Source organism: Streptomyces sp. NBC_00019 (assembly GCF_045041015.1).
In the GTDB taxonomy this organism is placed as follows: Bacteria; Actinomycetota; Actinomycetes; order Streptomycetales; family Streptomycetaceae; genus Streptomyces.
On the sequence record NZ_CP108302.1, the window covers coordinates 10,868,481 to 10,889,936 of the forward strand.

The 21,456-nt window shown below is 70.0% G+C and carries 16 protein-coding genes and 1 pseudogene; 4 read left to right on the plus strand and 13 right to left on the minus strand.

The window, feature by feature from the left end; genetic code table 11:
• Nucleotides 1-513: 513 nt before the first annotated feature.
• Both fxsT and OHU89_RS50545 read left to right on the plus strand, forming a co-directional pair.
• Nucleotides 514-3,066 (plus strand): FxSxx-COOH system tetratricopeptide repeat protein, encoded by a 2,553-nt coding sequence (gene fxsT / locus OHU89_RS50540; protein ID WP_405653567.1) that lies wholly within the window; start codon nt 514-516, stop codon nt 3,064-3,066.
• Nucleotides 3,067-3,235: 169 nt separating this feature from the next.
• Nucleotides 3,236-4,336 (plus strand): hypothetical protein, encoded by a 1,101-nt coding sequence (locus OHU89_RS50545; protein WP_405653570.1) that lies wholly within the window; start codon nt 3,236-3,238, stop codon nt 4,334-4,336.
• A gap of 130 nt (nt 4,337-4,466) precedes the next feature.
• Here OHU89_RS50545 and OHU89_RS50550 read toward each other — a convergent pair whose 3' ends face one another.
• The 6 genes and pseudogenes from OHU89_RS50550 to OHU89_RS50575 all read right to left on the minus strand — a co-directional run bounded on the left by OHU89_RS50550 (nt 4,467) and on the right by OHU89_RS50575 (nt 13,398).
• Nucleotides 4,467-4,772, minus strand: a complete 306-nt coding sequence (locus OHU89_RS50550) for a hypothetical protein (protein WP_405653572.1) — start codon at nt 4,770-4,772, stop codon at nt 4,467-4,469.
• 395 nt (nt 4,773-5,167) lie between these two features.
• Nucleotides 5,168-5,548 (minus strand): annotated as a pseudogene (locus tag OHU89_RS50555) (transposase); the annotation flags it as partial.
• An 888-nt stretch (nt 5,549-6,436) separates the two neighbouring features.
• Nucleotides 6,437-7,525 carry a lytic polysaccharide monooxygenase gene (locus OHU89_RS50560; RefSeq protein WP_405653573.1) on the minus strand — a complete coding sequence of 363 codons (1,089 nt, stop codon included), beginning with the start codon at nt 7,523-7,525 and terminating at the stop codon, nt 6,437-6,439.
• Between the two features lie 100 nt (nt 7,526-7,625).
• Complete coding sequence (locus OHU89_RS50565; protein ID WP_405653575.1) at nt 7,626-9,833, minus strand: glycoside hydrolase family 6 protein; 2,208 nt, start codon at nt 9,831-9,833, stop codon at nt 7,626-7,628.
• A gap of 42 nt (nt 9,834-9,875) precedes the next feature.
• Complete coding sequence (locus OHU89_RS50570; protein ID WP_405653577.1) at nt 9,876-12,026, minus strand: glycoside hydrolase family 3 N-terminal domain-containing protein; 2,151 nt, start codon at nt 12,024-12,026, stop codon at nt 9,876-9,878.
• A 238-nt stretch (nt 12,027-12,264) separates the two neighbouring features.
• The gene (locus tag OHU89_RS50575) at nt 12,265-13,398 is read right to left on the minus strand and encodes a GH12 family glycosyl hydrolase domain-containing protein (RefSeq protein ID WP_405653580.1); all 1,134 of its coding nucleotides are present in this window, start codon (nt 13,396-13,398) and stop codon (nt 12,265-12,267) included.
• 902 nt (nt 13,399-14,300) lie between these two features.
• Between OHU89_RS50575 and OHU89_RS50580 the strand changes: the two genes are divergently transcribed.
• Complete coding sequence (locus OHU89_RS50580; RefSeq protein ID WP_365414213.1) at nt 14,301-15,590, plus strand: hypothetical protein; 1,290 nt, start codon at nt 14,301-14,303, stop codon at nt 15,588-15,590.
• A 223-nt stretch (nt 15,591-15,813) separates the two neighbouring features.
• On the opposite strand, the gene OHU89_RS50585 is transcribed toward OHU89_RS50580, so the two are convergent.
• From OHU89_RS50585 to OHU89_RS50595, 3 genes are all read right to left on the minus strand, one after another.
• Entirely contained in the window at nt 15,814-17,001 is a 1,188-nt protein-coding gene (locus OHU89_RS50585; RefSeq protein WP_405653583.1) for a tachylectin-related carbohydrate-binding protein, read from the minus strand.
• Between the two features lie 55 nt (nt 17,002-17,056).
• Nucleotides 17,057-17,230, minus strand: a complete 174-nt coding sequence (locus OHU89_RS50590) for a hypothetical protein (protein ID WP_405653585.1) — start codon at nt 17,228-17,230, stop codon at nt 17,057-17,059.
• A gap of 168 nt (nt 17,231-17,398) precedes the next feature.
• Nucleotides 17,399-17,707: a hypothetical protein gene (locus OHU89_RS50595; RefSeq protein ID WP_405653587.1), complete on the minus strand. Its 309-nt coding sequence runs from the start codon at nt 17,705-17,707 to the stop codon at nt 17,399-17,401.
• 160 nt (nt 17,708-17,867) lie between these two features.
• Here OHU89_RS50595 and OHU89_RS50600 point away from each other — a divergent pair, with 160 nt between their 5' ends.
• Nucleotides 17,868-18,863: a helix-turn-helix domain-containing protein gene (locus OHU89_RS50600; protein ID WP_405653589.1), complete on the plus strand. Its 996-nt coding sequence runs from the start codon at nt 17,868-17,870 to the stop codon at nt 18,861-18,863.
• Between the two features lie 154 nt (nt 18,864-19,017).
• Here OHU89_RS50600 and OHU89_RS50605 read toward each other — a convergent pair whose 3' ends face one another.
• From OHU89_RS50605 to OHU89_RS50620, 4 genes are all read right to left on the minus strand, one after another.
• On the minus strand, nt 19,018-19,218 hold the full coding sequence (locus tag OHU89_RS50605) for a DUF5990 family protein (RefSeq protein WP_405655047.1): 201 nt from the start codon (nt 19,216-19,218) through the stop codon (nt 19,018-19,020).
• On the minus strand, nt 19,190-19,327 hold the full coding sequence (locus tag OHU89_RS50610) for a hypothetical protein (RefSeq protein WP_405653591.1): 138 nt from the start codon (nt 19,325-19,327) through the stop codon (nt 19,190-19,192). The genes OHU89_RS50605 and OHU89_RS50610 overlap by 29 nt, the downstream gene beginning before the upstream one ends.
• On the minus strand, nt 19,324-19,611 hold the full coding sequence (locus tag OHU89_RS50615; RefSeq protein ID WP_405653593.1) for a hypothetical protein: 288 nt from the start codon (nt 19,609-19,611) through the stop codon (nt 19,324-19,326). Before OHU89_RS50615 ends, OHU89_RS50610 begins: the two co-directional genes overlap by 4 nt.
• A gap of 161 nt (nt 19,612-19,772) precedes the next feature.
• Nucleotides 19,773-21,248: a cellulase family glycosylhydrolase gene (locus OHU89_RS50620; protein ID WP_405653595.1), complete on the minus strand. Its 1,476-nt coding sequence runs from the start codon at nt 21,246-21,248 to the stop codon at nt 19,773-19,775.
• Between the last annotated feature and the right edge of the window lie 208 nt (nt 21,249-21,456).

Below are 21,456 nucleotides of genomic sequence, written 5' to 3' on the forward strand. Positions count from 1 at the left end.
GGGCTTCTGGAGGGTCTCGGGGCGTCAGCGAACCACCTCACCGACGCTGTCCGCGAATACCCCGACGGGTGGGGCCTCTCCTTCAGTCCGCAGGACATGATCATCTCTCAGCAGCAACTCAACGGCAGCCACTGGAGCGACTGGCTTGCCAGCGGTTGCCCTGCTGATCCGCGGCAGCCGCAGCTCGGTTCTCAGCAGCCAGCACGCGAAAGACATGGCGGCACGACGCCCTCACGCACAGCTCATCGAGCAGCCGACTGGCCACGCCGTCCACGAAACCGACCCGGTCGGCTTCGCTGCTGTTGTCAGCAGCTTCCTTGACTCCTTGGGACCCCGCCCACCGGTCGCCCTGCGAACGTCGTACCGGCACCACCACGCCCGCGCCTTGGACTGAGCGCCGTGAAGACCAGGTCCCCGCATGCTCTGGCCCTCTACGCTGGAGCGCAGCACGGCGGCGTGGTTTCGGGGGACACGATGAGCGCGATCGACTGGTCCGGCAAGGTATCTGACGGGATGTCGGATCAGCGATGGTTCATCAGTCATGCGGGTGCGGATCGGGCGTGGGCGGAATGGGTGGGCTGGCAGCTCCTGGACGCCGGGCACGAGGTCGAGCTGGATTACTGGGACTGGGGTGCGGGCGACAACTTTGTTCTGAAGATGAACGCGGCTCTGGAGCGGGGCCGGTTTTTGGCGTTGTTCTCGCCGGCGTATTTCGAGCCGGAGCGATTCACTACCCCGGAGTGGGCCGCCATGGTCGCCAGGAAGGAGAAGATCACTCCGGTCCGGATCGCCAAGACCGCCCCGCCGGCGATCCTGAGCTTCCTCCTGGCCCCGGACGTGTTCGGGCTGGATGACCACGCCGCTCGCGAGGCGCTGTTGCGGGCGATCGAGGGTCCGTCCCGGCCGGACCAGGCGCCGCCGCGGCCGCCGGGGATGCTGGCCCGGGTGAGCGGGAGCGGGCCGCGGCTGCCGGGGAGTCTGCCGCGGGTGTGGAATGTGCCGGCCCGCAACGCGGCTTTCACCGGCCGCGACGGCATGCTGGTCAGGGTGCGCGAAGCGCTGGCGTCCGGGCAGCGGGTGGCGGTGCAAGCCCTGCACGGGCGTGGCGGGGTCGGCAAGACGCAGCTGGCGATCGAGTACGCACACCGGTTCGCGGGTGAGTACGAGCTGGTGTGGTGGGTGGCATCGGAGGACCCCGCGCTCATCCCCGACCAGCTTGCCGCGCTGGCCCTGCACACGGGTGCCGCGCCCGCGGGCACACCGCCCGCCGACGCGGTCTCCGCGCTGCTCGCCGAACTGCGGACCCGTTCACGCTGGCTGCTGGTGTTCGACAACGCCGAAGACCCCGACGCGCTCGCCCCGTTCCTGCCGGGCGGGACCGGGCATGTGCTGATCACCTCCCGCAATCCGCACTGGCATACCCACGCCATCCCTCTCGACGTCGACACCCTCTCCAGGATCGAGTCCGTGGCGTTGCTGCGGTCCCTGGGCGCGGGCCTGGCCGACGCGGACGCCGATGACATCGCCGCGACCTTGGATGATCTGCCGTTGGCGCTGGCGCAGGCGGCCGCCTTGCTGACGATCCACGGCCTGTCGGCCGCGGACCTGAGAGCCGAGCTGGCACGCAGCACGGCCGAAGTGCTGGATGCGGACCCGCCGGACGGTTACCCCGTCTCGCTGGCCGCCCAGGTACGCCTGACCACCGCCCGTCTGGCAGCCAAACATCCCGGCGCGGCTGCCTTGCTGGCTGCCCTGGCCTTGCTGGCTCCCGAGCCCTTCCCCGCCACCAACTGCACGGGAAACCTACCCGCCGACACCTCCCCACCCCTGCAGGAGACCTGCGCCAGCCGCCTGGCCGCCGGCAAAGCCCTACGAGCCATCGGCCGGCACAGCCTGGCCCGGGTCCATAACGGCACCCTCCAACTGCACCGCCTCACCCAGGAGATCCTTGCGGGTCAGATGACCGAGCAGGAGCACGATCAGGCGCGGGCCGGCGCCGAAGCCCTCCTGACCGCAGCCAACCCCGGCCGGGCTGGTGAGCCGCGGTTCTGGTCCGCCTGGCAGGTCCTGCTCCCGCACGCCCTGGCCCTCGACCCCGCCCGGCTCACCACCAGCTGGGGGCGGTTCGTGGTGGTTGAGGCGTGCTGGTATCTGATGGACCGTGGGCAGGCCCGCCCGGCCCGAGAGGGGCTGCAGCGGCTGTATGACAGCTGCCTGCATCAGCTGGGCCCAGACCACGACGACACCCTGCGGGCCTCCCACCACCTGGCCCGCGCATACAACGACACCCAGGACTACGAACGCGCCCGCGCTTTGGACGAAGACACCCGCGCGCGCCGCCGACGCCTCTACGGTGACGACCACCCCGACACCCTGGCCAGCGCCCACAGCCTTGCCGTCCGGCTGTGGGCGGTGGGACGGTACGAGGAAGCCCTCGCCCTGGACGAGAAGACGCTGGAACTGCAGCGTCGGGTGATGGGGTCCGAGCATCCGGAGACACTGCTCACGGCGGCCGGACTGGCCGTCGAGTTGGCGGCTGTGGGTCGTGTCGATGAGGCGGTGGTGTTGGGGGAGGAGGCGTTGGAGGCGCGGCGTCGGGTGTTGGGGCCGGAGCATCCGTCCACGCTGCTCACGGCGTCGAACCTGGCCATCTGGTTGGCGGGTGTGGGTCGGGTGGAGGAGGCGGTGGTGTTGGGGGAGGAGACGTTGGAGGCGCGGCGTCGGGTGTTGGGGTTGGAGCATCCGTCCACGCTGCTTACGGCGACCGGGCTGGCAGTCTGGTTGGCGGGTGTGGGTCGGGTGGAGGAGGCGGTGGTGTTGGGGGAGGAGACGTTGGAGGTGCAGCGTCGGGTGTTGGGGTTGGAGCATCCGTCCACGCTGCTCACGGTGTCGAACCTGGCCGTCGATCTGGCGGATGCAGGTCGAGTGAGAGAGGCGCGTGCGCTGGGTGAGGACACGCTGGAGCGTCGGCGCCGGGTGTTAGGAGAAGACCACCCCGACACTCAGAGGACAGCCGGATGGCTGGAGTCGTTGGGCGAAGAACCGGAGACTCCTGGGGCCGGGTAGTGACCCCGCCACTGGCCGCTCCCGTACCGTCTACCAGCGCATCCCCAACACGTTGAGGGCCTCACGGCGTTCGGGGCTCAGCTTGGCAGCCTGGCGGCGGTCGTTGGCGACGAACGACCCCAGCCCGAGCGGCTCGCCATCAACGTCCTCGCGCGCCGGCGTCGCGCACGTGTACGGGCAGACCGTCGCGCGGGGCGATCCGCCCGCGCCGGTGATCCGCCACGAGTTCGGCGACACCAAGCACCGCAAGGTCATCTACACGCTCAAGGCGATCAGCCGTTTCCGTGCGTACTTCGACGAGGACGACCCGGACGACGCCTTCCAGCTGAGCCTCGCCCAGGACACCGTCACCATCCCCTCCAGTGCCTCCCCGCCGGACCTGGTGCTGCTGTCGACCACACCGTCCTTCCGCTGGGACACGCAGACGGCCGGCTCGCGGATCGAGCGCGTCCGCGCTTCCCGGCGGCTCCGCGTGGAGCTCGCGGGCCCGTGGTACGCGACCGGGGAAGGGGAACGTGTCGCCGTCCTGTCCGCCGCGCCCGGCGCGGCCCCCGAGATGCCGGTGACCCAGGTCGGCCGGGACCCGCTCTTCGCGTCCGAGCCCCTCCCGCCGCTCGCCGCCAAGGAATGGTTCACCGGATTCAGCGAGCCCCCCGCCGCCTCCGCCGATCTGGGCACATCGGTGCTGCTCGTCCCGTACGCCGTCACCCGCGACGGCGACCGCTGGTACGCGGACATCGAGATCACCCCGCCCGCGGCGGCCCCCTCCTACGCGCCGTTCGTCCGGCTGGCCCTGGCCCGGTTCCAGCCCAACAGCCTGCGCGGCATGTCGTTGTCCCCCGTAGTGGTGGCCGACCCGGTGCGGCTGCTGCCCGACCGCCGGCTGATCGTCGAGCGCACTGGTCCCGACCTGCGCATCTCCCTGCTGGGTACGGGCCCCCGGCCGCCCAACCGCCTGGAAGCCGTCCTGGAAGAAGCGCACGGCCCGGCCGGCACCGTCCCGGGCGCCACAGACCTCGTCGACCTCGGCTCGCCGGCCGCTGTCGCCGTGCCGGCCTGGCGTCCGCTCTCCGCCAGGGTGACGACCGACAGCCCGGAGACCCCGTCGGTCCTGCACATGCCGCCGGGCACCGCCCCGCTGCGCCTCCGGGTCCGCGAGGTGGAAGGGATCCCCGCCCTGCCGCCTTCCTCGGCCGAGCCCGCCGAACTCCAGGACCGGACGCTCTTCGTCGATGTGGTCCCCCTTCCCCCGGGCTGGAGGCCGGGCTGACTCCACGAGCGCACCGTGACGTCGTCGCCGTCGGAGTCTGAGAAGACCGTGGCGGTGACGTTGGTGCGGTTCTGCGGGGCGAAGGCCGAGGAGGCATCGCTGACGCGGCCCCTCACGCGCAAGGCGTACCTCAGGAGCTGGCGCCGCTGACCCCGGGGGCGACGAAGCGCCGGTGCAGGGGGTAGAACTTCGGCTCGGGGTCGCTTTGCACGCCCAGTTCGCCCTTGAGTACGGGGGCGATCCTGGCCTGGATGAACCGGTTGAAGTGGTCCTCAGACTCCCAGATGTCCATCACGTTGAGGCCGCCGTGGACGAACCAGGCGGCGTGCAGCACGCACCCGTCCGGTGCGTCTTCTTCCCAGTGCACCTTCTTGCGCACCGCGTCGTAGACGTCGGGTGTGATCTCGGGCCAGGAAAAGGTCATCACGACTGCCATGGAGTTTCCTTTCGCCGCCTGGAGCGCCGCGTCCGGACGGCCCGCGGCATATCACTGCGAAGCTAAGCCGCGGGTATAGCCGGTGCACTCCGGTGCGTCCATCCGAGAAGGGTTAGTGTCCGCGGGCAAAACGGGCACCACTCTGGCCGAGCCGTCCAGTGCCTCCTGGCGCGGCCGGACACCGCGCCCGCGGCGATGATGCCGAGAGCCCCTGCGCGAGGTGGAAGCCCACGCGGTGAAGTGGTGGCGCCTCGAGCCGGTGATCGGGCGCAGCGGAGCCGACCGCTACCGGGTCCTTGGTGTGGGGGTCTTGCCGTCGTCTGTACTGCACCGCGCTCGCCGTCGAGGTCACCACATCGGTGAGACGGTGGGCGCCTGGGGATGCTCGGCTCCGCGGCGGTGGTCTGCGCGAAGATGGTGCGGATGGTAGCCGCGACCATCTCTCCCGAGCCCTTTTCGATCACTGCGAAGACGTCCCGGACGAAGTGGACGCGGCAGCAGTGCCAGGCCGCGCCGAGGAAGACGGTGCGGATCGCGGCCACCAGCTTGCTATGGATGTCGGAGACGACCAGCTGGACGTTCTCCAGGCCGCGGGCCCGCAGCGAGCGCAGGAACTTCGTCCAGAACAGCTTCGATTCGCTGTCGCCGACCATCACGCCGAGGATCTCTCGGTGCCCGGTGGCGGAGATTCCGGTGGCGATGACCACGGCCTGCGAGGCGATCCGGTGGTTGACCCGGGCCTTGCAGTAGGTGGCGTCCAGGAAGACGTAGGGGAAGACGGTGTGATCCCCGCGGGCAGCGCGGGGTCGTTGACCGGTACGGCGCGCATCGGCTCGGGCAGGGGCAAGGCGGGACAGGGTGAGGACACGGTTGCCGTCTTCTTCCACCGGGCGCACGCCCGACCCACCTTGCCCGGAAGGCCGGTACGTGAGCCCGTGGGAACGCCGGACCAGGATGGCTTCCCAATCCGTCAGGCGTCTCCTCGGGGCCTTTCGCGTTGTCGCAGGCCACCACGTGGATTCCGCGCGGCCAGGGCCGCCCTCGCTGTCCGCCGCCGCGGCGGCAGTTGCTGGACTTTCGCATCGGCTGCGTTCCTGCACGCGCGGCCACGCGGTGGCCTTGTGAGGGTGCTGGGTGGTCAGGGTGGTGGGCTGTCGTCCTGTCGTGGCATGACGGACGCCCCACACACCACGGATGGCACAGCAGGCTCCGCTGCGGCCTTTCGCCGGCGCCCCGGAACGCTGGGAGACACAACGATCCCGCGCGCTGCGATCCGGTCGCCTCCACGGCAGCGCCACATCCACCAACACGGGTGAACCGGTGTTGGTCTACGAGCGCACCAGGTGGGGTTGGCCGGCCTGGTCCGCTGGCACCGACGGCTCCCCGCTCGAACTCCCGCGGCAGATCGGGGTGCTGACCCCCCGCCGGGAGCCTGGTTCAGCGGCTGGCGATGCGCCGGCTGACCCGGTACCCCGCCCGCCGGATCGCGCTGACCACCCACAACCGCGCATCCCTTCGGCTGTCCACGGTCCTCGTGGGCTTCATCGATGTGCAAAGGCCCATGGCCCTTCCGGGGACGCGCGGGCACGCGGGCCACGGCACGAGCGGGCGTCGAGAAACGCCGGCTCCCCGCGGTGCGGGGGCTGGCGCCTCGGCGGAACCTGTTACGGGTTGACGCAGCCGATCGAGCCGACCGGATGGTTGTTGCCGGTGGAGGTGGCGGTGAAGCCGAAGCTCACGCTGCCGTCCGGCGCGACGGTCCGGTTGTGGTCGACGTTTGTGACCGTGACCGTACCGTCGGATCCGGTACTGAGCGTGCCGTTCCAGACCTGGCTGAGCCGGGTGCCGGTGCCGAGCTGCCAGCGCACCGCCCAGCCGTTCATCGGTGACGTGTTGTGGTTCATCACCTGGACGGATCCCTGGAAACCGCCGTTCCAGGCGTTCGTCACCGAGTAGATGGCCATGCAGCCGGTGTGCGGGTCGGTCGGGGTGGGCGTCGGCGTGGGAGTCGGCGAGGGCGTCGGGTTGCCGCCCGAGCCGCGGATGCCGGTCACCTCGCCGTTTCCGCCGTCGAAGACGACGTCGGAACAGGAGAAGAAGTTCTCCTGGCTGTCCGAGCGCACCCACTGGATGAACAGCACCGCGTCGCCCGAGCGGCCCGCGGGCAGGTTCAGGTTCCAGAAGTAGTGACCGGAGTCGCTGCCCACCGAACCCGACTGGGCGGGGTTGGTGACGGTCTGGATGAGCTCCAGGTCGCTCCAGCCCAGCGGGGTGCTGGGCGAGTAGCCGGGCTTGGACAGGTACACCCGGAAGTCGCCCGGGTGCGCCGCCCAGTTGCTGTACCGGACCTGCATGCTCTTCCCGGAGGTCAGATGCGTGCGGGGCCAGTCGGAGCGAGCGGCGTTGTAGCCGGTGAAGTTGTACGGGGAGCGGTCACCGGCGCTGCACAGCTTGCCGTCCGGTACGTAACCGGGGCCGCGCCCGCCCGCGTTGGAGTCGAGCACGGCGAACCAGTTGTACAGCGCCGTCGATCCGCTCTCGGCCAGCGCGGCCTTGCACGCCGGGTTCGTCGGGTCCAGGGCGCCGGTGCCGGTCTTGGCGTCCTGGTAGCAGAGATACGTCCGCGATCCGGGCGTCATCGCCACCCCGTGCGCCTGCGCGCTGCCCTGGCCGAGCAGGGCCAGACCGAGGCCGCTCAGCAGGGTGGCGAGCACCGCCGCCCAGGAGAGGAGCCGGTTTCTGCGTCGAACCATGGTGCCTCCTGTCGTTCCTTTGCGGTCCGCTGTGGAGCCCCCGCCCGCCCGGGGAAGAGGTCGCTCCGGGCGGGCGGGGGAGTGTGGGGAGGTACGCGGATCAGGCGGGCGGTGCGCCCCAGGCCAGGGTGGTGCCGAGGTAGCCGGGGATCGCCGGGGTGTCGGTGTAGGACGTGGCGGTGGAGCGGCTGTGGTCGCCGACCTCGTTGAACGCGGACCAGTCGGACTTGGCCATGCGCAGCTGGAGGTCACCGGTGTCCCGGCCCGCGGCCAGCGAGCCGGCCGAGAAGCGAACCTCCAGATAGGCGTCCGCGCCCGCGACCGGGGTGCTCAGCGGGACGACCCTGAGCTGGACGTTGGAGCAGCCGACCGCGGCATAGTCGCACCAGGCGTTCACGGTGGACGAGCCGCCGTCCCGGGTGAAGTAGTAGCGGGCGGTCACCCCGGTCAGGTCGACAGCGGCGCTGCCGGTGTTGGTGATCCGCAGGCCGGGGAGGATGGCGTTGTCGGTGGCCGAGGAGTCGTTGTTCTTGTAGGCGACCTTGAGGCCGCCTGCCGGGTCGGGGCCGCCGCCCGTCTCGGTGGTGACGCTCAGGGCGGTGGAGGCGGCGGAGACGTTGCCGGCCGCGTCGCGGGCCCGCACGGTGTAGCTGTAGGCCGTGGCGGCGCTCAGCCCGGTGTCCGTGTACGTGGTGCCGGCGGCCGGCGAGCCGACCCGGGTGCCGTTGCGATACACGTCGTACCCGGTCACGCCCACGTCGTCGGTGGCCGCGGTCCAGGCCAGGGAGACACTGCTCGCGGTCTTGGCGGTGGCCCGCAGTCCGGTCGGGGCGGTCGGGGCGGTGGTGTCACCCGGGTCGGTGCCGCCCGTCGGCACGGCAGGGTAGGCGTTGCGGACCAGCATCAGGAACTGGTTGTGGAACCAGTGGCCGGCCAGCGGTGCGTCGGGCAGCGCCCCGGTCTTGTTGTTGCCGGCGTTGGACGCGGTGTAGTCGGGGTCGCACATCGGGTCCGCGCGCTTGCCCTCCTCATTGGGGATGTCCTTGCTGGCCCCGTCGGACTCCCCCGGCGGCTTGACCCACAGGAAGGCGTCGAGGTGCGAGTCGGGGTATCCGGAGGGCGCGGCCTGCGGCGGCTGCCCGAGCCCGGCTCCGCTCGCGTTGCACCACAGTCCGCGGTGGGCGCGGCGGTCGGCCTTGGACTCGTTGACGTAGGTGTCGAGGGCGGTGCTGGTGCTCTCCGCGGTGGGCCGCGCGGCGCCGCCCCAGCCGTTGCGGGAGGTGTCGATCACCAGGCCGGTGGAGGCGGGCCAGCCCGCCGAGACCAGCGCCCGGTGCACGTTCTTCGTGAAGTCCACCTCGTCGAAGTTCGGGTTCCACTCGTAGAACTTGCTCGACTTGACCATGTTGGCGCCGACCGTCTTGTCGGGGTTGGTCAGGAACGGCTCCTCAAGCGGCGTGTAGTTGGCGACGTTCGTGATCAGTCCGTCGACGCTGCTCAGTCCGGCCGCGGTGCCCTTGGCCACCTCGGTGTACTGCTGCACGGTCTGGGTGAGGTTGTTGTCCCAGCCGAGCCAGCCGGAGTGCGCGTAGTCCAGGTACGTGTACACGTTCGGGATCGCGTGCAGCTTGTCCAGGGCGTACTGGATGCCCTTGACGTAGATGCCGCTGCTCTTGGCCTGGGCGCACTCGGGGTCGGCGGTGTTGGTGACCAGGTTGGGCAGGCTGTCGGGCTCGATGATCGTGGTGATGCGGATGTCCTGGTACTTGGGGTTCTTGAGGACGTTCGCGATGACGTCGATGTACTCGCTCTTGTAGCGGTCCAGGCCCGCCTGGGTGAGCGGGAGTTCGCCGCTGGAGGCGAGGGCGGCGCAGTCCCGTCCCGGCAGGTCGTACACCACGAAGGTGGCGGTGATCGGCTGTTCGGGCTTCTTCTGGGCGAGCGCCAGGTCGAGGTGGTCGGCCAGGCTCTTGCGTCCTGCGTTGGCCTCACCCCCGTGGACGGCCGCGATCCGGTCCATCCAGACGGCGGTCGGATAGCTCTTGACCTTCTCCATCCTCGCCTTGAGTGCGGCGTCGGAGGTCTGTGCGATGGACGTGTCCACGTGCTCGGCGTAGTCGGGGTTGAGGTAGAAGGTCGTCCCCGCGAAGGGGTTGTCGACATGCGCTTCCGCCGCTGCCGCGGGCTGTCCTCCGATCTGGCCGGCCACCCCGAGCATCAGGGTGGCCAGGGCGGTGCCCAGGGCTGCCGACCGTCGTCGGCGCTTGCGCGGCAGCCAGGCGCCGTCGGCTCTGGTCGGGTTGGTCATCGGGCCCTCCTCGGTGGTACGTGCGGGCGTGCCGGTCGTACGTCAGGAGCCGGTGCACTGCGGAGCGGGCGTGCCCGCGCCGCCGTTCGCGGTGAAGCCGAACGAGGTGGTGGCGCCGGGAGACAGGGCGCCGTTGTGGGCGGCGTTGCGGACGGTCGCGCGGCCCTGGGTCACGGTCAGGGAGCCGTTCCACAGGCTGGTGACGGTGGAGCCGCCCAGATCCCAGGCGACGGACCAGCCGGTGAGCGGGCCGGTGCCGGAGTTCTTGACCGTCATCTCCGCCTGGTAGCCGCCGGACCAGGCCGAGACGACCTTGAACTGGGCGGTGCAGGGCGCGGGTTGCGGCTCCGGGTCAGGGTCAGGATCCGGATCGGGGTCGGGGTCGGGGTCGGGACCGGCGCCGTAGGTGAGGCCGTGCCCGTAGGCGAAGAGCGGGCTCTTGCCGTCACCGTCGTTGATGGGCTGCTGGGAGGCGCTGCGCATCCACGTCATGGGGAGCTTGCCGGTCGGGGCGTGGTCGCCGAAGAGCACGTCCGACACTCCGCCGCCCTCGGTGCCCGGCAGCCAGGCCGCCAGCAGGGCGCGCCAGTCCGGCAGTTGGGCGGCGATGTCGAGCGGGCGCCCGGAGACCAAGACCACCACGACGGGCACCCCGCTGGCCTTGAGCCGGCTGAGGGTCTGCAGGTCCTCCTGGTCCAGCCCCATGCCGCCGGGCCGGTCGCCGTGCATCTCGGCGTACGGCGTCTCCCCGACCACCGCGACGGCGGCGGTGTAGCTGCCGTCGATGCCGTTGCCGTAGCGGTCGTAGGTGATCCGGGACGGGTCGGTGGCGGCGGCGCGGATGCCCTTAAGGACGGTCGTGCCCTCGGTGACGGGCCCGCTGCGGCCCTGCCAGCCCAGGGACCAGCCGCCGCTCTGGTTGCCGATGTCGTCGGCGGACTTGCCGGCCACGAACAGCTTGGCGTTCTTCGCCAGCGGCAGGATCGCGCCGTCGTTCTTCAGCAGCACCTGCGACTGCCGCACCGCCTGCCGGGCCAGGGCCCGGTGCTCCGCTGAGCCCACGGTCGGGGTCAACGACCGGTCGGTGAGCGGCTTTTCGAACAGGCCGAGCTGGAACTTCTTGGTGAGGATGCGCCGGTTGGCGTCGTCGACGCGGGCCACGGGGATCCGCCCGGCGCTCACCTCGCCGCGCAGCAGGGTGAGGAACTTCTTGTAATCGTGCGGGACCATGACCATGTCGACGCCGGCGTTGACGGCCGTGGCGATCTCGGCGCCGGTGAAGCCGCTCTGCCCGTCCAGCTGGTCGACCGCGGCCCAGTCCGAGACGACGAAGCCGGTGAAGCCCAGCTCGCCCTTGAGCACGTCGGTGACCAGGTACTTGTGCCCGTGCGAGCGGACGCCGTTCCAGCTGCTGTAGGACAGCATGACCGAGCCCACGCCCCGCCGTACCGCCTCCTGGAAGGGCGGCAGATGGATCGCGCGCAGCTCGGCCTCGGACAGCTCGGTGTTGCCCTGGTCGACGCCTCCGGTGGTGCCGCCGTCGCCGATGTAGTGCTTGGCGGTGGCCAGCACCGACGCCGGGTCGCCGCCCAGGGCCGTGCTCTGCATGCCGGTGACGAACGTGGCCATGGAGGTGGGCAGTTCGGGCTTCTCCCCGAACGACTCGTAGGTGCGGCCCCACCGGTCGTTGCGGGCCACGCACAGACAGGGCGCGAAGGACCAGTCGATGCCGGTACCGGCCACCTCCTCGGCCACCGCCCGTCCGACCCGCTGCACCAGCGCCGGGTCACGGGTGGCGCCGAGGCCGATGTTGTGCGGGAAGAGGGTGGCGCCGCGCACCGCGTTGTGGCCGTGCACCGCGTCGATGCCGTAGATCATCGGAATGCCGAGCGGGGTGGTGAGGGCGGTGCGCTGGAGGGAGTCGTAGGTGTCGGCCCAGGTCTGGGCGTTGTTGGGACTGACCGTCGAGTCGCCGCCGGAGAGCACCGAGCCGATGCGGTAGGTGGCGAGGTCGCTCTGCGGGACGAGCGCGTCCTTCTCGATCTGGGACATCTGCCCGAGCTTGTCGTCGAGCGTCATCCGGGAGAGCAGATCGACGACCCGCTGGGGCACCGGAACGGAAGGGTCCTGGTACGGCAGGGCGACGGCGGCCGTCGGGACCTGGGCGGGCGGGGCGGCGGCAAGACCGGTCACGGCGAGGGTCGCGGCGCACAGTGCGGCGACGAGGGCGGGGCGGCAGGTCCGGGAACGTAAGGGCCCGCTGGGGGGTGAGGTCGGCGGGCGGGGTGCGGACACGGTGCGGCTCGGGCTCATGGGGTGCGGCCTTTCCGGGTGCGGGCCGGAGGGGCGGACGTGGGGGCCGGGGCCCGCCCCCGTCGGTGCGGGAAGGGGGGCGGGCCCCGGAGGAGGCCGGTGCGGCGCGCCGGCGGGGTCAGGCGCTGGTGCAGGCCGTGCCGTTCAGGGCGAATGCGCCGGGCTTGGCGAAGGTGCCGCTGTAGGTGCCCTGGAAGCCGAAGGTCTGGCTGCCGCCGGCGGCGATCTGCGCGTTGTGCGCCACGGGAGTCGCCGTCACCGCGCCGGAGGAGCCGGACAGGGTGGCGTTCCAGGAGCTGGTGACGCGCTGTCCGGAGGGCAGGGTGAAGCCGAGCTGCCAGGTGTTCAGGGCGGTGGTACCGGTGTTCTTGACCGTGACGTCGGCGGTGTAGCCGCCCTGCCAGACGTTGGTCGCGTAGGTCACCTGGCAGGCCGTGGTCGGGTCACCGGGGCCGCCCGGGTCGCCGCCGCCACCGAGGTTGACGGCGGAGGAGAAGGAGTTCACGGCGAGTCCGGCGCCGTTCTGCCACGGCTCGAACCCGGCCTGGATGCTCGTCAGGTACCAGTTGTTCTGCGCCATCCCCCGGGCGACGGTCTGGTCGACGAAGTCCATGACGTCGAAGCTCCAGCTGCTGATCGCCGAGGGAGCGACGAAGGAGATCACGTCGTTGGAGCCGTTGCTGCCGGTCCACACCTGCCAGGTGCGGCCGCCGACGGTGGCGGTGCCGACCTGCGAGCCGATCGGCTGGATCGGGCCCACCCGGTTGAACCAGATCATGATCTCGGTGCGGTTGACGCCGTCGGTGCGGGGCGTCGGGTCCAGCCAGATGTCGTACGAGGCGTTGTACACGGCGCCCGAGACATAGCCGTAAGAGATGCTGCTGGGCGCGCTGGAGATGGTGCTGAGCTGCGCCGGAAGGTTGGTGCCCGGCGAACAGTTCGTGTAGTGACAGCCGTTGAACACCGACGGGTACGACTTCGGGGCGCCGCTGGTGGGCACCGAGCCGTCGGCCTGGGTGAGGCGGAAGCCGCTGTCGGTGGCGGTGACGCACTGGGTGGCGCTGGTGCCCCAGCGGTTGTTCTGTACGACGTAGCGGCCCTGGATGACGGTCGAGCCGTACTGCTCGCAGATCGTGGTGTCGGCCTGGGCCGACGGTGCGGCGACGAGGAGAGCCGCGAGCGCGGCGAGAGCTAAGAGCAGCGCGGCGAACAGGCCGCGCGCGGGGCGGGGACGGTGCGGTAACGGTCGCATGCAGTGCCTCTCTCGAACGTGGCTCGGATTTCGGGGCCGGTGGGGGAGCGCTCCCACCTCCCCACTGATGGGAGCGCTCCCAGCCCACCGGTTCGGGTCGGACTGTAGAAGTCCGTCCATGTCCCTGACAACCCTGTGCGCCCTAATGGATCGAATCGATTTCGAAGTCGCAGCTCAGGCGCGCACGTCCGCAACCTTTCGACGGGCGCCGGGAGTTGGGAGCGCTCCCGAAACTTTCGCCCAGGCCCGTCGGCGACCTCAGGCCGAGCCGCGCACCACGGCGCGTGGGATCTGCATCTTGAGACCGTGGGAAGCACGTGGCGTCCACATGGAGGGGCTCCCCGGTCTGGACATGCCCGTCGATCTCTCCGTCGACGGCCCGATGCAGGAGAGTGAACCCGTTGTACTCCTCGTGGATGTCGGCTCCTGCCGCCAAGAGGCCGCGGAGTTCCTCCAGTCGGTCCTGCGCGACGGCCAGGCGGACTCGCCAGCACCAGGGCGGGCCGAGGGCAAGGGGTCAGCGCAAGCTGATCACTCTGGCGCAGCCGTGACTGGCCCTTCTCTGAGGCTTGAGTGCGCAGTGCGGCTCGCCTGGTTCTACAGGTCGGCTACGAGCAGCCGGCCCAGGGTATCGACCGGCGTGCTTCGTCCGCGGGACTGGCTGGCCCCATAGCCCGCCCAGCCTGGACGCTGTCATGGGCGAACGCCCCGTCAGGACGCAACCGGCCAGGGACGTTTGCGGCCATCGGATCTCTCTTCCGGCACCCCTGACCTGCGGCGAGAGTAGTTCCTGACACCGGGCGCCACACCCGCGAACAACCCTCACAGCTGTACCTGCAGGGCAGCTGTCCGGGCCAGGGACGTGCGTTCGCCCACTCGACTTCCGTGCCGCAGGAGAGACCATGAAGCTGAGCAACGTCATTCGCCGTACATCCGCCGCACTGGCCGTCGGGGCGATGTCCCTGGGGCTGGTCACCGTCGCCGGCGAGGCCGCGCAGGCCGTCGCCTCGTGCACCGGGAACGTGTCGATCTACGGCACACTGGCGGACGGCCGACTGACGTACTCGCAGATCGAGCCGAACACCGGCGACCGCGTGAAGACACTCATCGGCCCGAACCTCGGTTTCACACCGAAGGCGATGGCGACGCTCAACTTCAACACGGTGCTGGTCACTTCGACGGCCGGTGACCTCTACCGCGTCGACATCCAGACCAACAACACCGCCCTCGCGCTCGCCGGAGTCACCAAGATCTGGGACGGCGGCTGGACCTTCGACAAGATGGTCTACGACGGCGCCGGCCACCTCTACGGCACGGTCGACGGGCAGCTTCACCAGTACCTGGTGTCGCAGGACAAGCCTTCCGGGTCGGCCCACATAGGCCAGCATGTCGTGATCGACACGGGCTTCGTCCTCAAGACGCTGGCCGCCGCGGGCGACGACCGCATCATCGCCTCCACCTCGGACGGACGCCTGCTCAGCTACAAGATCAACGGTGTGAACGACTGGGACCGCGCGGTGCTGAAGTCGAGCGGCTGGTCGGCGGTCGACTCGCTGTCCTCCCCCGGCGGGGGCCTCTACTACGGCCGCACCAACGGCGGCATGTACTGGTACCACGACTCGGACCCCACCGACGCGGACGGCTCCGACATCGCGTACCACCCGAGCGACCCGGTGGACGCCTCCGGCTGGACGCAGAGCCTGCTGTCGGCGTACGCAGACAACTGCGCCTACGTGCCCCCGGCACCGCCGCACTCCGTGCAGGGCGGCACGATCTACCGCAGCGAGGTCATGACCCGGGCCAAGGACTGGTACAACCGCAACATCCAGTACAGCCAGAGCGCTTACGCCACCGACATCGAGGGCGACGACACCTACCGCACCGACTGCTCCGGCTTCGTCTCCATGGCCTGGCACCTCACCTCCTCGCTGACGACGCAGACGCTCGACAATGCCGCCGCGCAGATCTCCAAGGCCGACCTCCGGCCCGGCGACGCGCTGAACTCCAGCAGCGAGGGGCACGCGGTCCTCTTCGCGGGCTGGAAGGACCAGGACGCCGGCACCTTCTACTACTACTCCGAGGGCAGCCCGGACTCGGACATGAACTACCGGTCTGCGAACGCCTACAGCGGCACCATCGACAGCCACCCGGCCTCGGCGTACGTGGCCCTGCGCTACAACAAGATCGCCTGACGCCCTGGCCCTGCCGCGCCGCCCCGAGGGCCCCGCCGACACCGGCGGGGCCCTTTCGGCATGCGCGCATGCCCGGCCCAGGGACGGGGGGCGGCGCCGTACCGGCAGACGATGTCCATCCCCCTCGGCACGCCCGCCCGCACGCCCGCACGACGAAGGGCGGCACTCCCTCCTCTGAGGGGCGCCGCCCTTGTGCCGTGTCCGTAAGCCCGTAACTACGGTCCTAGTACCAGTTGTTCGCCTGCCAGAAGTTCCACGCGTTGCACGGAGAGCCGTAGCGGCCGTCGATGTAGCTCAGACCCCATCTGATCTGGGTCAGCGGGTTCTCGTGCCAGTCGTCGCCCGCGGAGTCCATCTTGGAGGCGGGCAGCGACTGCGGGACGCCGTACGCGCCGGAGGACGGGTTCGTGGCGTTCCAGCGCCAGCCGCTCTCGTGGTCCCAGAGGTTCTCCAGGCAGGCCCACTGGGAGGCGTTGGCCCAGGCCGCGTCCTTTTGGTTCATCAGCTGCCGCCCGGCCGCCTTGACCTCGGTGATGTTGCCGCGGTCGACGGTGTCCACGGAGGTCGTGCAGGTGTAGGTGCCGGGTTGCGCGGACAGCAGCTTCTGCGTCCAGCCGCTGGTGTTGACCGGGTCGTCGAGGTGGTACGAGATGTCCGCGCCGGAGCCGTCGGTCGGGTTGGCGTCCTTGTACCAGTACATGGCCCCGGTGGAGAGCCGTCCGTAGTACAGCCCGCTTCCGGGGGAGACGAGCTGGTTGAAGCCTGACCAGCCGGAGGACTTCAGAGAGTTGCTCTTCCAGGAACCGGCGCCCGCGACGGTGTAGTCGAGCAGCCGCCCGTCCTCGGTGGTGGCGCCGAGCCGGTCGTCGCCGGTGGCGGTGAGGGTCTTCAGGACGAACCCGGTGCCGATCTCGGTGCGTACGCCGATGTGCTGGGAGCCGGCCGGTTTGTCCTCAGTGACGTTGTAGCGCAGCAGCAGGCCGGAGGTGGTGGTGCCGTAGATGTGGCCGTGACCGTCGTAGGTCAGCTTGTCGTGGGTCCAGCCGCTGTCGGCGATCCTCACCGGCGGGTTGAGCAGGGTGAGGCTGGTGTTGTTGGTCCTGATGTCGACGCGGTAGAGGGCGCCGCTGGTCGAGGTCATCAGGACGGTGTTGAAGTTCAGGGTCGCCATGGCCTGCGGCTCGAAGCCGAGGTCCGGTCCGACGAGCACTTTGGCGAGATCGCCGGTGGCTGGGTTGATCTGGCTGAAGGTGAGCCTGCCGTCGCCGAGTACGCCGTAGATGTTGACGCCGCCCGAGCAGGTGGTGGCCGCGTCGGCGGTGGGAGCGGTCACCGTGAGGAGGGCGGTGCTCAGGGCGGCGGTGGTCAGCAGACCGGCGGCTCTGCGGCCGTGGGTGCGGATGGTCTTCACTTCTGGTTCCCCCGGGGGCGGTTGGTGTCGGGCAGTCAGTGGCGACGCGGACGGCTTACTGCCAGCCGGCGTCGGCCGGGACGGCCTGCCAGCCGGCGTCCGCGGTGACGACGGAGGAGAGCTCGGCGGCGTCCGTCCCGTATGCCGAGGTGACGGCCGGAGTGGCGAGGGCCGCGGTGACCACGAGGGAGACGACCGCGACGGCCTTGGCGATACGGGTGCGAGGCATGGCTGTCTGTTCCTTCCGGGACGAGGGGGGAGGTCCGGCCCGCCGTCGCGTCCCGCGGTGACGCGCTGACCGGCCGGTGATCACCAGGTTCGTCGCCGCCCGGGCCCCTGAGAAGTGTTCCTCGGTGGACGGAAAGGGCCTTGGACCGATACGTCCACACGGGCCGCTTCAGTCCACCGGCTGCGCCTCGAACGCCAGAGGAATCAACGGCACCCCGGCCCCCGTCAGTCGCGCTCCCGCCAACTGCGGCACGTCGCACAGCAGTCGGCCACAGAAGCGGACGGCCCGTTCCTCGGCCTCTCCCAGACCGTCGGCCAGCAGGTAGAAGCCCAGGGTGAGTCGGGAGGAGGAGCGGGGATGCACGGCGACGTGCTCGACGCGGTCACCGGGAATGAGGGACGCGCGCACCAACTCACGGACGTCCGGCGGCAGACGGTTGCCGGGAGGGAGTTCCAGGTGCGCGTGGACGAGATACATGCACTCCAGCGTCTCAACGGATGAGGCCGCCAAGCCCCCCTGGCGGGTGGCCGGTTGTGTCCCTGGCCCGTTCCGGCCCGCCCCTGTGACGAAACGTCTCTGTTCTGCGAAGATCGGCGCTGAAGAGGGGGCGTTGTGTGCAGAAAACGGGGGGACGCACGTGCTGACCGCACTCGGGCTCGACGCTGTCGCGGAGACGGTGTACCGCGCCATGCTCAGACATCCGGCCGCTGGTGTCGCGGATCTCGGCGACGCCGCGGGGCTGTCTGAGGAGCAGGTGCGCGACGCCCTCGACACCCTGAGCGAGCTGGCGCTGGCGCGTCCCGCGGCCGGGGACGCGGGGCGGCTGCGGGCGGTCTCGCCGGACATCGGCATGGAGATCCTGATGGCCCGGCAGCAGGCCCAGCTGGCGGCGCAGCAGCAGCGCCTGGAGGTCTCGCGGGCGGCTGCGGCCCAGCTCATTTCGGAGTACGCGGAGCTGAGGCCGGCGGCCAGTCATCCCGGCGTGGAGCAGCTGGTGGGGCTCGATCAGATCCGCGACCGGCTGGCCGTGCTCACCCGTGAGGTGCGCGAGGAGTTCCTGACGTTCGCGCCGGGCGGGCCGCAGACCGCGGACAACATGGCCGCGTCCCGGCCGCTCAACGAGGATCTGCTCGGCCGTGGGGTGCGGATGCGCACGATCTACCTGGACAGCGTGCGCGCCAACCGGCCCACTGTTCAGCACGCCAACTGGCTGGCCGGGCTGGGCGGTCAGGTCCGCACGGTGCCGTCGCTTCCCACCCGGATGATCCTCATGGACCGGCAGATCGCCATGATCTCCGTCAGCAGCGACGACACCGCCGCCGGCGCGGTGCTCCTGACCGGGCAGGGCACGCTCACCGCACTGTGCGCGCTCTTCGAGACCATCTGGGAATCCGCCCAGCCGCTCGGCCGGCTCGTCCCCACCGACGCGCACGGCCTCACCGGCCAGCAGTCCACCGCCCTGCGCCTGCTCGCCGAGGGCCACACCGACGAGGCCATCGCCAAGCGCCTCGGAGTCTCCCATCGCACCGCCCGCCGCATAGCCTCCGAACTCATGGACCGCCTCGGCGCCCGCAGCCGCTTCGAGGCCGGCGTACGAGCCGTCCAACAGCACTGGCTCCCGTCCCACCCGTGACCCGCGCCCGTACGGTGACAGTGCCTGTCGCCAAGGCGCGTGGGCCTACGTGACCGTCGCGCGGGCCACCCCGCTGACGTGCGGTTATGCAGCTGCCGCCGCCGCTGAGCGTCCTGGCGGCGCTGATGTCGGCCGGAACGGCGTGCGACCTCTCCTAGCCGGCGCGTTCGGCGGTCCAGGTGATGTGCGGGGGCCGGACTCGTGCGCAAAGGGGCCCGCCCTGTGCGTTGGTCAGACGGAGGCGTCCGATCAGCAGTTCAGAGGCGTTCGGCCGCCAGGCGAGGGCGGGCCGCCAGCTTTTCCTGCTGGGTTCGCTTGCTGATCCTTCAAGGGGTGGGCGGGGCAGGGGATCGATGCCCGTGGGCGTGGCTGAGCAGGTACAACGCGGCCTGGAGGATGAGTGCGACGCGGTGCTTGGGCAGGGTGTCGACCATGCCGTGGCAGACGTCGTTGCGCAGGTTCATGCCGCGGTCGGGGTCGACGAGGAGCAGCTCCAGGGCGCGGCTCCAGTCCCGGGATACCCGGCGGCCGGCATGCTGCGAATGAGTCCGCCCATCGGGTCGACGGTCCCAGGAGACTGGCCCTTGGCCACGGACACGATAACGGCTCGGGGGTGCAGGAGCTGTCTGAGGATCTGCTCGACCTGGGGCAGTGCGATGCACACCGCCGCGTCGAGTTCCCCCAGCCAGAAGGAATGGGCATCCGGCTGGTGCGGGACGCTCCGATGCCGGCCGCCGACCGGTTTCACACCTGGAGTGTGGGAGCAGGCAACTCCCCTGTGGGCTGCGGTTCGAGCACCTCGCCGCACTCACACTCGTGGTGGTCGAAAGCCGCCCGGGCCGAGTTGTGCCGTTGGGGCATCCGGCCGGGGCGGCGTCGTACGCGGCTGGGCAGCCGCTGGGTGCGCGGTTACGGGGTCGTGTAGGGGTCCTGGCTGATCAGGTGGGCCTTCAGACCCTCGCCGATGCCAGGTTCCGGGGTGCCCGCCCAGTCCTTGATGAGCACGGCACCAGTGCTGCAGCCCCACGGGTTCCACGTCCACGCGAGATAACCCATGCTGTGCGCGTCAGCCCAGTCCACCAACCGCTGCATGTAGTCGAAGCCGCAGTTGTCCTGGCCGAACTCACCGATGACGACCGGTATCTGTTGTGCGAGCGGCGCGACCTGACTGTCCCAGCAGGATTCGGTCGCACAGGCGTTGAAGCTGTACGAATGCCATGACGCGGCGATGTTGTTCAACGAGTCGGTCGGCATGTGCGTCAGCCACTCGCGCATGTCGTTGGCCCACTCCAGGCCACCCAGCATGAGGACGTTGGTCGCTCCGGTGGCCCGGACCGCGTCGACCAGGTCCTGCATGCCGGCCGTCTCATAGGGAAGGCCCGTGCAGGTACCGCCGTCTCGCCAGCACCGCCAGCCGACGGTCTTGTCCCAGTCGGCGGCGATCTCCGGGTACGGCTCGTTGAACAGATCGAAGACGACGGCATCATTGCCCTTGAAGGCGTTGGCGACACCCGTCCAGAACTGGGTGGCGTACTGCGCGTCCGGCATCGGTTTCTGGCAGGTCGCGGTGGCGTCCTTGCAGTGCCAGTCCGGCCCATTCGTATAGGCACCCCGCGTCCAGTGCAGGTCGAGGATCGGGGTGATGCCATTGGCCACCAGCAGGTTGACGTAGTCTGTGACGCCCTGCTGGTAAGTGGGTCCATTGGGCGAGCCGTTGATGCCGAGCCAGCATTCCTCGTTCAACGGCAGGCGTACCGCGTGGATGTTCCAGGTCTTCATCGCGTCGACGGAAGCCTGGTCGACCGGGCCGCTGTCCCAAAGCCCCTTGCCCTGCACGCAAGCGTATTCACCGCTGGAGCGGTCCACACCCAGCAGCCGGTACTGCTTGCCGCTCGCGGTGACGATCTTGTTGCCGGAAACCTTCAGTTCCGGGGCCGGACCACTGGGACCGCTGGTCGGAGTGGTGGTGGGGCTGGGGGTCGGGGATGTCACCGAGCCGGTACAGGTCACGCCATTGAGTGCAACCGATGCGGGTTGCGGATTGGCGCCCTTCCACGCACCGGTGAACCCGATGGAAGCCGACCCGCCCGTATCCAGCGCCCCGTTCCAGTCGAGGCTGGTGGCGGACACGTGGGTTCCGGACTGAGTCCAGGTGGCACTCCAGCCGTTGGTGACCTTCTGGTCGGAGTTCGGGAAGTCGAACGTCGCGGTCCACCCTCGCACGGCGGAGCCGAGATTGGTGATGGCCAGGTTCGCGGTGAACCCTCCCGGCCATTCGCTCTGCACCTTGTACGCGATCGAGCAGCCGGTGGCGGCTGCCGATGCGGGCAGGGTGGCGAAGGCAAGGCCACCCAGGATCAGTGCACCGGCGGCGCCGGTGGCCATTAAGGCGTGACGACGTTTCACTTGATCTCCTCGTTGCTGTAAGGGATCGACGAGTTCGATACCCAGCTGATCGACGAACTGGTGAGCCGGACCCAGGCCGAGGGCCTGCAGTTGACCGGTCCACCAGGCGGGTGCTGCGCGCTGTACGGATCAAGGAATCAACAACTGTCGCGCGTTCACATCCTGTCTTCCCGACGGATCCCACGCG